The sequence below is a fragment of the Vibrio sp. MarTm2 genome (assembly GCF_027587055.1).
Taxonomy (GTDB): Bacteria; Pseudomonadota; Gammaproteobacteria; order Enterobacterales; family Vibrionaceae; genus Vibrio; species Vibrio sinaloensis_D.
Window position 1 is genome coordinate 1 of record NZ_JAPPTK010000042.1, and the last position, 1,126, is coordinate 1,126.

Sequence of the window (1,126 nt, forward strand, 5' to 3'; positions counted from 1 at the left end):
AGTTGTCGAACTCCAATTCCTGAAGCTTATTCAATGCAAACCGTCCCCTTTCCGACACCGCAGAGGATTGATCTAATGCAAATTTTTCTGCTAATACTTTAGCGTGCACTCCAACACCTTCTAGATCTCGAATCAAAGCCTCTGCTGATACCCTCCTTACAACAGATGACCGATCTTCAGCAGAGCATTTTAGCAATTCCAATGTTGGAACTTTGATGTTTAACTTGCGTGCAGACACGATGGGCGTCATTCTTCCCTCGCAATAACGGATATCAGTCCATTTCCACTTTCGGCCCTCTATCCAAGCTATGCGCCTTTCAAGCAGGCTTCGGTACGCTTTGGCTCGAACTGCGGGTTGTACGGCTAGTTCTGCAATTTCTGGTAAATAATCATCAAGAATATTTGTGCGTCCAAGCTGAGAAAACAGTGAAGGCATAGGTCCTGCACTTGAAGAAATCAACCTAGATCTCATTGAGTTCGCAATGTCTTTCTGAGATATGATTTGTAAAAGAATTTTCTTGTCCGCATCTTCAATCCTGCCCCAAGAATTCCAGTTTGAAAGAGCAGTTAGCAAGGCCTCGACTACGAAATCCGGTGCTGTCGCTTTTGCTAACTCCGGCAATGTATCTCTCGCCGCTTCACGTACTTGTGGCACCCAATCATTAAGTCGACGCACTGCAAGAGAGAAGAAAAACGCATTGGGGGCTGCTCCTGACAAAGTTCGTAGAGCTTTTTCTCTCTTGTAGCCATCCCAACTTATCAAATCTAGCCAAGTTAACAATTCTCTAGGCTTAGACCAAAACTTCCATTTCGGAGACTCAAGTTCTCTTAGTGCAAGGGAGAACTCAGATCGAATAATTCGCTCCCAATAATCAAAACTTGTCAGTGGCAGTTGGGAAGTCGCATCAATCAACGAGGACATATCAGCAACGACTTTATTCCCCGAATTTATCGAGTATGCAAAGTCCTTGACTGCTTTTACTACTTTCTCTTCAACAATCTGAGATTGCTGCATACTCTAAACTCCTCATAACGCCGCATTAAGGTGTGAGCGACGCTTGGCTATACTTGAGCGAAGCGAAACCGCCAAGCGTTGCGAATCATTCTTAAATGCTTTGTTATACGT

General features: G+C 44.3%; 1 protein-coding gene. It reads right to left on the reverse strand.

The genetic code is table 11. The features are described 5' to 3' along the window. The coding region (locus tag OH458_RS21925; protein ID WP_269979852.1) for a hypothetical protein at positions 1–1,015 on the reverse strand (1,015 nt) is incomplete at its 3' end. Positions 1,016–1,126 lie beyond the last annotated feature (111 nt).